The following is a 9,030-nucleotide window of genomic DNA, read 5'->3' as shown; positions in this document are numbered from 1 at the left end:
GAACCGGCCCGCCGCGCAGACCCGCCCGCCCGAGCTTCGGCCTGAACCGCCTCGCGCCGGGTCCGCTCCACTGCCTGCGCCGCGACCACCTGCACATACTCCAACTGCCGCGACAGATCCTCGACCCTGCCCGCGAAATCCGCAGCCTCCCCGAACCCAAACAACCGGGCATCAGCGGCGGCGAATGAGCGCAGGAACGCAACGGCCTCAGCACCGTCAGCAAGAGCCTCCGCCAAACCCGCGGCTGCCTCGCCGCTGGCGTCGGGAAGCCCTGCCACGCCTCCGGCGTCGGGAAGCCCCTTCTGGTCGGGTGGAGTATCTGAGGACGGGGCTGCGGTGGTCCTCGAAGTCCGGGTGGACGTGCCCGGTCCGTTCAGCAGCCCGACGCTATGGAAGCGGTCGAAGGTGGTGACGAACGCCGTCGTCCCTTTGTTCGCCGCAGCGACGAAGTGCGGCGAGCTCGGGCACCGGCGGGAACGGACTGCAGCGAGGGCAGCGACAGCAGGGGACGTTTCCGCCCATAGTGCCCTCGACCGCACCATCTCTTCCATGAATAAAGCATTTCACCCGGGTCTGACATTATTAGCAGCAACGGTGAAAAGCCTGGACATGGCTGACGCGAGCCGAAGAGTCTGGGGGAAAACTCCGACCCGCGCCAGGTCCAAGGGGCTGGCTAGCCAATCAATTTCATGGCCTGCCAACCGGTACCGAGGCTGGTGGGTGGGACGTTACTCAAGGTCCCGCTGCCGCTGCCTGGGTAGAGCCAAAGGGTATCTCCGATCCGGCCGATGACATCGTTCTTGCCATCGCCGTCGAGGTCCCGGGGCCCTGCGATCGATGTTCGGTTGTCCCAACCCGCGGAGATTTGCTTCCACTGAAGCCATCCGCGGCTTCCGTCGCCGGGGTAGAGCCAGAGGGCGCCTGTATCCGCGCGCCTAGCCAGCACATCCGTCGTACCATCTCCATTAAAGTCCCCCGTGCTGAGAATTGCATTCATAACATTCCAGCCCGTTCCAATGGTGGTGGGTGTCCGGAGCCCGCCGCTGCCGGTGCCTTCATACAGCCGCAGATCGCCGCCGCTGCGCCTGGCGATGACGTCAGGGATACCATCGCCGCTGAAGTCGCCCGGGGAGAACAATTGGCTCAAGGTGCTCCAGCCGGTACTCACCTGGACCCGGGGGCTGAAACTACCGGCTCCGTCACCCGGGTAGAACCACAGGACGTCTCCAGCCCGAGCCAGCAGGTCCGGTTTGCCGTCCCGGTTGAAGTCGCCGGGGGTGATCATGTCGGTGACCGTGGACCATGCCGGTGCCGCGAGGGCTGTCTGCCGCGGTCCGAGTCCGCCTGCGCCATCACCAGGGTAGAGGTACAGGTTGCCCGCGGTATCGGAGGACAAGACGTCCGCTTTTCCGTCACCGTTGAAATCGTGCGACGACGGCGGCCCGGCTGCGGGAACGGTGTACGTCTGGGTTCCAACGGGCGAGGTGTTCCCCGCAGCGTCCACACCGATGTATTTCAGATTCAGCTGCGATGTCCCCATGACAATCGGTGTCGAATATTTGATGTTGGTGGCAGACACGGTAGCCGTTGGGGTGCTGCCGTCAGTGGTGTAGTAGATGCTTGCGCCTGGTTCATCGGCGGACAGCGTGATGGTTGCCCCGCTGGCCAATGCGCGGCTGCTTGGATTCGCTGTGACCACAGGTGCCCGCGTATCAGGCGGGACGTTATAGCTCTGGGTGACGACGTCGGAGACGTTTCCGGCAGCGTCCGTCGCGAAGAACTTGAGGGTCATCGGATCAGGACCCGTGAACACAATCGGCGTGGAGTACACCAAGCCTGCTGACAACGGGTCGGTGCCGTCGTTGGTGTACTTGATCACGGACCCCGGCTCGTTGGACGTGAGGGTGATGCTGGTCCCCGGAGCCAACGCGCCGCTGGGCGGATCGGCCGTCACAATGGGTTTGGTGACGTCCGGACCGGTGGAGTAGGTCTGGGTTACCACTGCCGACGCGTTGTTTGCGGTGTCCACGGCGAAGTACTTCAACGTGAGTGGACCACCCAGGGTGAATGGCGTGGCGTACTTGCTGCTCGCTGTGGTGGGCGTAGTTCCGTCCAGCGTGTAGTAGATGGTCGCAGGCTCGTTGCTGGCCAGCGTGACCTTCTGGCCGTTGTCATACGTACCGCCCGGTGGTGTTGCCGTGACTACGGGAGCCACGGTGTCCGCTGTGATGCTGACCTCGAATTCGGCCAGTCCCACGTTGGTGGTGGTGCCGCTCACCGAGGTGATGTTGAAACGAACCGAACTCGCGGTCCTGGCGGGGAAATTCACGGTCAGCCCGGATCCGTTGTTGGGAAGTGCCGGCACGGGGAACGTGCTTCCATCGGAGAACTGCAGGTTGCCGCCGGTGACCTGTTCGGAGGTCACCGGACGGTCGAAGAGCGTCACTGCATTGATGGTGTTCGCGGCGGAGAAGTTGTACTGGATCCAGCTTCCTGCCTTGCCCCCATTGGTAACCCACTCACGCGTTGCGTCCATGGGAGAGCCCCATGCGTAGCCGTCCCGTGCTTTCTCCGGGCTCTGGGCAGCGGCCTTCTGGGACGAAGCAGTGACAGTGGTACCGGCTGATTTCGCGGCGTTTCCCGTCCACTCGATGGCGGTGATGTACTGCCGTTTAAGCCATTCGTCGTAGGGGGAGTCCGGGCAGCCCTCACCGGGGCTGCTGCAGATGTACTTGTCGAAGTCGGAGAACCGTACAAACGTATCCACTTTGGCTGTTAGTTCAGCGCCGGTCACGTTCTGCGGATATTCATCGATGACGTAGGCGTCATAGGCCGAGGATGTATGCGGCGCGGTGTAGCTTCGGGTGGCAAGCTGGGCGAACTTTGCGGTCGCCCAGTGATCGCTGTGGTCGTAGGGATCGTTGAAATTTCCGGTCCAGTCCTGGGTGCGGAACGTGGTGGGCTGGAAATCGGCGACCAGGCGGTTCAAGGCAGTTTGAAACTGTGGCTTGGTGAACGTGGCCGCATTGTCCACGGGGCGGATCGAAGAAAGCCGTCCGTCCCAAAGTTTGAGGATGCTTTGGTTGTTGTACGCGGCGCTGCCTTTGCCGTTGGGAAAACCGTCCGGCAGACGCATGAACACCACGGAGACATTCGGGGCACCATTAAGCGTGCGCATGGTCAACGGGCGGCCCGGTACACCGGCATCGGACGTCGTCCAGCTATTGGCCACACCGGCCATTTTTGCGTAGCTCGCTTGGATTCCCGATTCCAGGCTCTTCCAATACGTGGCGCCTTCGCCTGCCTCGCCGGCGGTTGTAAAGACGGTTTGCACGCATCGACCGGCCTGTATGTCCCGCATGAAATCCGGGCTCAGGAAGATCAAGTCATCGTCGGTGTGTGCCACGATTTGCATGGCGCCGCCGGTCCCGGGGCAGGGCGGAACAACTGCCGAGGCGGGTGAGAGGGGGCCGAGGGCCAACGAGGTGAGGGCCAGGGAAAAGCCCAAAAGAATTCCAAGCAGTCGCTTGAAGGGGGTACGGGGGGATTGATGGTGACGACGAACGTATTTCGGACGGTCCACAACCATGCTCCTTTTGAGCAGATGTTGGGCCCCCCAGCCGGCAAACTTACGACGTCCCAGGACGTCATGACAATTAAGTTATGCGGTTCCACCGCCCCACTCCGACTGCCAGTGACGCGGTGAGCGTTACGATACTCCTCGGGAACCGCCGTGGGTAGGGGGTCGACAGATTTCCACGAACGCCTTGAATGGAGCCAGCCGTTCGGCCTCGGGCACCTGCGCCGCTTCAGGGTGCCACTGGACAGAGACCACCCAGCGGGATGGATCTTCCAAGGCCTCCACTGTGCCGTCCTCTGCCACGGCCGTCACCACCAGCCCTTCGCCCACCCTCGCCACGGCTTGGTGGTGTCCGGACGCGATCTTCACGGTTGCGCTCACTGCTGGTTCCAAACCGCCATACAGAGCCGCCGCCTTGGAGCCAGCAGTGAGCACCACGTCATGCCACGCCCACTCACTGGCCGCGGGATCGTGCGGGTCCAGGCCGTTGTGGTTCACCGCAGACGGTGCCATGTCCTGGACCAGGGTGCCGCCGTACAGCACATTCAGCAACTGGTGGCCGCGGCAAATGCCCAGCAGCGGCAGCCCGGCATCGATCGCGGCACGGGCCACGTCCACGTCCAGATGGTCCTGCTCGGGGTTGACGTCGTACAGTGCGTCCCCGGGATCTTGTCCGTAGAATCTCGGATCGATGTCCCCGCCACCTGGCAGCAGCACGCCGTCGAGCCTTCGCATTTCCGTGGCCAGCCGCCCGGCGCTGTCCGCCGAAGCAGGAGTCAGCAGCACTGTCTCCGCACCGGCGTCGCGCAGCAACTGGACAATGAAGGTAAAGAGCTCATTGGCCTCGCCCACCCGGGCATCCGGATTGTCCGAACTGCTCAGACGGATGGGAACGCCGATACGTGGACGGGCAACTTCTGCACTGTGCATGCTTCATGATGCACTGTGGTGGGGGCCCGTGCCCAACCGCTTAGCCCGCCCCTGCGCCAGTAACCTGAAACAATGAACCGCTCCGCAGCGCTGAACCCGAGTCCGCGAACACTCGACGTCGAAAGCGTAGTTCACTTCGACCGGCTGGTCAGTGCCGGGGCCGCGTCAATGCACGGCTGGCACGCCCAGTCCCTGGACCTTCGCGGCTACTCGCGCCAGCTCAAGGCCATGGACCCCCAGGGCGCGATCTTCCTGGGCTGCACCTTCGACGACGGCGTGGAGGAGAGCTTGCGAAGCCGCGGCGCGCTGATCTTCCCCAAGCTGCTGGGCGTTCCCTTTGACCCGTACCGCGGCAGTCTTTATACGCCCGGGGAGCTCTACCCGGACATCGCCTCCACAGAGTACGAGTCCACCGTTGACGCGCAGGTCTACCAGTGGAGCATCCTGCCCGGCCAACGACAAAGCCTCGACGCCACGCTCGCCGCCGCCCTGCACGATCACGCCATAGGCGACGCCCTGGACGAGGCAGTGGACCAAGGCGCATTCGCCGGGAGCCGGATCGTAGGTGTCATGGGCGGTCACGCCGCCCAACGGGGATCCAGGGAATTCGCCGACGCCGCCCATCTGGGCAGCTTGCTCGCCCGGGCCGGCTTCGCCGTCGCCACCGGAGGGGGCCCCGGCGCCATGGAAGCGGCCAACATGGGCGCCTATTTCAGCGGAAAGCCCGAGGTCGACCTGAAGGCGGCCCTGGCGATGCTCGCCGCAGTCCCGGGGTTCAGGCCCTCGGTGACGGCTTGGGCGCGTCAGGCGGCGGCCGTCGTCGAACGTTATCCGGACGGCACCCCGACGCTCGGCATTCCCACATGGTTCTATGGGCATGAACCGCCAAACCTGTTCGCCACCCACATTGCCAAGTACTTCGCCAACGCCATCCGGGAAGCCATCCTCCTGGAGCTATGCAACGGTGGAATCGTGTTCCTGCCAGGTGCTGCCGGAACGGTGCAGGAAGTTTTCCAGGACGCCTGCGAGAACTACTACGGCGCACCCGAAACCATCACCCCCATGGTGCTCGTGGGTCGGGAGCACTGGGAACGGACCTTCCCTGCCTGGCCCATGCTGCAAAGCCTCGCTGCGGGAAAGCCCATGGCGGACCGGATCTTCCTGGTGGACAGCGTGGAGGACGCGCTCGCGGTCCTGGCTGGCTGACAAAGAAGCAAAGGAAGTCAGAAGTCCTTGCTGCACGGACCCGCGCCGAGCTTTGCCAGGCCCGTGAGGTCGCCCGCAGCGTACTGCCGGACCCAGGACGCCTGGCCGAACATGAGCTGCCGGGGATCGTCCACGTGGTCCAGGCCTACCAGGTGGCCCAATTCGTGCATGATGACTGCCACCCCGATTTCGTCCCCGTTCGGCGTGTCCACGATGTCCGCGAACTGTGGCGCATCCAAGGATACGGTTCCGGTGACGTAGGCCTTGTAGCCGTTGCTCAGGCCAATGGAGGAACTTCCGCCCAGGCCCACTGTCTGCCCCGTCAGGCGCGGTACCTGCTCCGGTGTGCTCCAGGAGATCAGCACGGGCGCCCAGCGATCGCCATACCTTTCCGGTTGGTAGCCGGATCGGTTGGGGGAGGGAATCTCGGAACTGGGCCCGTCGTAAATGAACTTCAAACCGGTGGCCCAGCTGGCTTGCTGGACGGCCCTCTCCACCAAGGCCTGCCAGGAAGCCGGCGCGATGTCCGAGTTCACTACGTAATGGATGGGCCTGCAGGGTGAATACGCCAACGGTGTTCCGTCTTCCTTGACGGCCAGGAACTTATACGAGCTGCTGGGATGGACCACAGGCGGTGGCGCTCCCAGGGGCGCATCGGCCTCTTCCTGGCCGGGCAGGGGATCGTCCCGTTGGCCGAACGGAGCCAGCCCGGGCCGGACCGGCTGGCTTTGGGTTTCCGATGATCCGTAAAGGAATTGCTGCAGTTCTCCGCCGAAAAAAGCGCCGGCGCAGACAAGGCCCAGGATGCCCAAAAAGAACAATATGGCGGCGATGCTGCTGTGCTTGATGGGCGGCCGCGGAGCAGGTGGTTCCGGCGGATCAGCGGCGGGCGGAAGGAAATGGGGCCGGGGAGGATCCGGGTCCGGCCACTTGGACGACCCATAAGGTTCCATGGAACCCCCTGACGTGGAGGCCGCGGACGGGCGGTGGGGCGCCGCCGTCGGCCGTATCCGACAGCATAAGTCCAGCGTCGTCCGGAGTCCATGGCAGCATCATCAGCTGCCGGAAACCTGCTAGATGTCCTTGCGGCAGGGGGCCGATGCCAGGAGATGGAGGCCGTTCAGGTCACCGGCTGCAAGACCGTCCGGCGCGCCGATTTCCGGGTACATGAGCTGGATCGGATCGTCCACGTGGTCCAGCCCCATCACATGGCCCAGTTCATGCTGCATGACGGCAAGGACATAGTCTGCCCCGCCCGGGTCGGAGAGGAGTTCTGCCACTTGGGGTGTGTCGAGTTCAAGGCTCCCGGTGACGTAGCTCATGGGTCTTTTGTCCAGGGAATACGTGGTGCTGCCGCCGGTGCCGATGACCGTCCCTTGAAGGGCCGGAGCTACTTCGGGGGTGGTCCATGAGATGAGCAGCGGAGCCCACCGGTCGCCGTAGCGGCTCGGTTGATAGGGCTCACGACGGTCTGCGGGCTGTTCGTCGCTTGTTCCGTCGTTGACGAACTGGATGCCCGAGGCCGCCGAGATGTTGGCGATGGCCTTCGCAAGGAGGGCATCGGTACCTTCGGGCGCGCTGGCGTTGTTCACTACGTAGTGCAGCGGGCGGCATGGGGAGTAGCCCACGGGAGTGCCGTCGTCGTTGGTCGCCAGGAACTTGTACGAATCGCTGGTGGTGCCTGGCACTGCGGCCGAGACCAGCGGAGCGTCTGCCTCCTCGAGTCCGGGAGGTGGCGCGTCGGGAACTCGCGCCGCAGTGGGTTGGATCTTCCCGAGTTGGGGGCCGCCAGGGACGCTTACGCCTGGGAACAATGCCGTGATGCGGGGATCGCCGTTCAGGAATCCGCCCACGAGGATGGCCACCACTACGGCGACCGTCGCCATGATCAGTCCACCGAAAACGCGCCGGCCGGTGCCCGTGCTGCGGTGCTTTGGCCTATGCGTTGCTTCCCGCTGCGAGTCCACGGTTCTCCATTCCTATTGCCCTTGGTCACGCAGGGCAGCGCGGAGGACGAACCAACATTACGGTCTCGCGGCGGAGCCTTCCAAACTCAGACGATCGCTGCGCCGAACAGCAATCCAAGCCCGTAGGTGGCAGCCGCTGCGCCCAGCCCGATCGCCAGCTGCCGAAGGCCGCGGCTGAGCGGTGAAGTCCCGGACAACAAGCCCACGACGGCGCCGGTCGCCAGAAGTGCGATACCCACCAGCACACCGGCCACCAGGAGGGCCGCCACACCCGTCATTCCGAAGATAAAGGGGAGGATTGGCACGATGGCCCCGGATGCGAAGAAGCAGAAGCTCGACATCGCAGCACCCCACGCCGAACCTACCGATTCATGCTCATCCGTGGCCGGTTTTTCGGGCTGCAAGGAAAGGCTGGGATCGCAGTCGCAGCTGAACAAGCCCATGCGTTCGGCGGCGCGGTGTTCGGCGGCTTCCCGGGTCATGCCGCGTGCCAGGTAGACCAGGACCAGTTCGTTGTGGTCGATGTCCAGCGATGGGGCTGCCATAAGGGTGGCCTGGGTGGGGAGCGTGGCGTTGAGCAGCTCCCGTTGCGAGCGGACGGACACGTATTCTCCGGCGCCCATGGAGAGTGCGCCCGCCAGCAATCCGGCCACGCCACTCATCAGCACAACGGAGCTGGACACGCCGGTGGCGGCCATGCCCATCACGAGCGAAAGGTTGCTGACCAAGCCGTCGTTGGCGCCAAAGACGGCCGCACGGAAGGTGCCTGAGAGCCTGTTGCGTCCCCGGGTTGCCAGGCCCCGGACGACCTCCTCATGGATCTGTTCATCGGCCACCATCGCCGGGGTTGCCGCGGGCTCGGTGCCGTAAGGGGAGCGGCCCTCTGCACGCTGGGCCAGGGCAAGGACAAAGACGGACCCGAAGTTGCGGGCCAGGAATCCGAGGAACTGGCTGCGCGCCGAGGCCGCCTTCGGCATGCCGGCGTGCTCTCCGAGGAGTTTGAGCCAATGTGCCTCGTGCCGGCCCTCTGCTTCTGCCAGGGCCAGCAGGATCTGGCGTTCCTCCCCGTCGCGGCGCTGGGCCAGTTCGCGGTAGACAGCGGCTTCGGCCCGTTCGTCGGCCAGGTATTGCCGCCAGCGCCGGATGTCCGAGGCCGACGGTGTGCCAGCCTCAGGGAGTGCTGCGGATTCGGGGGTGGGGTCCGGAGCGGGGCTCGACGAACTGTGGGATTCCTGGTGCATCTGCACTTTATCTCCTGTGCTTGTTGGGGTAGTTGCGGCCCCATTGCACTGCCCACACTACCGCTTATTCACGGGGATTTTTGGCCGGTATTCCTTAGTCGGAATG

At 64.4% G+C, this 9,030-nt stretch carries 6 protein-coding genes and 1 pseudogene; 1 reads left to right on the top strand and 6 read right to left on the bottom strand.

The genetic code is table 11. The annotated features are described in order from the left end of the window. The 3 genes and pseudogenes from PJL15_RS19385 to PJL15_RS19375 all read right to left on the bottom strand — a co-directional run. Window positions 1-551, bottom strand: a pseudogene (locus tag PJL15_RS19385) (HNH endonuclease signature motif containing protein); the annotation flags it as partial. Window positions 552-673: 122 nt separating this feature from the next. Next, on the bottom strand, window positions 674-3,589 hold the full coding sequence (locus tag PJL15_RS19380) for a chitobiase/beta-hexosaminidase C-terminal domain-containing protein (protein ID WP_281452765.1): 2,916 nt from the start codon (window positions 3,587-3,589) through the stop codon (window positions 674-676). A gap of 120 nt (window positions 3,590-3,709) precedes the next feature. After that, the gene (locus PJL15_RS19375) at window positions 3,710-4,510 is read right to left on the bottom strand and encodes a gamma-glutamyl-gamma-aminobutyrate hydrolase family protein (protein WP_281452764.1); all 801 of its coding nucleotides are present in this window, start codon (window positions 4,508-4,510) and stop codon (window positions 3,710-3,712) included. Between the two features lie 72 nt (window positions 4,511-4,582). Here PJL15_RS19375 and PJL15_RS19370 point away from each other — a divergent pair, with 72 nt between their 5' ends. Further along, window positions 4,583-5,716, top strand: coding sequence for an LOG family protein (locus PJL15_RS19370; protein ID WP_281452763.1), 1,134 nt, complete (start codon window positions 4,583-4,585; stop codon window positions 5,714-5,716). 17 nt (window positions 5,717-5,733) lie between these two features. On the opposite strand, the gene PJL15_RS19365 is transcribed toward PJL15_RS19370, so the two are convergent. The 3 genes from PJL15_RS19365 to PJL15_RS19355 all read right to left on the bottom strand — a co-directional run bounded on the left by PJL15_RS19365 (window position 5,734) and on the right by PJL15_RS19355 (window position 8,924). Continuing rightward, a complete protein-coding gene (locus PJL15_RS19365; protein WP_281452762.1) occupies window positions 5,734-6,669 on the bottom strand; it encodes a matrixin family metalloprotease in 936 nt (311 codons plus the stop codon). A 120-nt stretch (window positions 6,670-6,789) separates the two neighbouring features. Next, complete coding sequence (locus PJL15_RS19360; protein WP_281452761.1) at window positions 6,790-7,683, bottom strand: matrixin family metalloprotease; 894 nt, start codon at window positions 7,681-7,683, stop codon at window positions 6,790-6,792. An 86-nt stretch (window positions 7,684-7,769) separates the two neighbouring features. Continuing rightward, window positions 7,770-8,924 carry a VIT1/CCC1 transporter family protein gene (locus PJL15_RS19355; RefSeq protein ID WP_281452767.1) on the bottom strand — a complete coding sequence of 385 codons (1,155 nt, stop codon included), beginning with the start codon at window positions 8,922-8,924 and terminating at the stop codon, window positions 7,770-7,772. Window positions 8,925-9,030 lie beyond the last annotated feature (106 nt).

The organism is Paenarthrobacter nitroguajacolicus (assembly GCF_029952445.1).
In the GTDB taxonomy this organism is placed as follows: domain Bacteria; phylum Actinomycetota; class Actinomycetes; order Actinomycetales; family Micrococcaceae; genus Arthrobacter; species Arthrobacter nitroguajacolicus_B.
The sequence above is the reverse complement of the archived record's forward strand: the minus strand, read 5'-3'. Positions and strand labels throughout refer to the sequence as shown.

What these genes read in the sequence shown, in the direction of transcription:
- PJL15_RS19365 (WP_281452762.1), bottom strand. Translation starts at nt 6,669, where the DNA reads ATGGAACCTTATGGGTCGTCCAAGTGGCCGGACCCGGATCCTCCCCGG.
- PJL15_RS19370 (WP_281452763.1), top strand. Translation starts at nt 4,583, where the DNA reads ATGAACCGCTCCGCAGCGCTGAACCCGAGTCCGCGAACACTCGACGTC.
- PJL15_RS19375 (WP_281452764.1), bottom strand. Translation starts at nt 4,510, where the DNA reads ATGCACAGTGCAGAAGTTGCCCGTCCACGTATCGGCGTTCCCATCCGT.
- PJL15_RS19355 (WP_281452767.1), bottom strand. Translation starts at nt 8,924, where the DNA reads ATGCACCAGGAATCCCACAGTTCGTCGAGCCCCGCTCCGGACCCCACC.
- PJL15_RS19380 (WP_281452765.1), bottom strand. Translation starts at nt 3,589, where the DNA reads ATGGTTGTGGACCGTCCGAAATACGTTCGTCGTCACCATCAATCCCCC.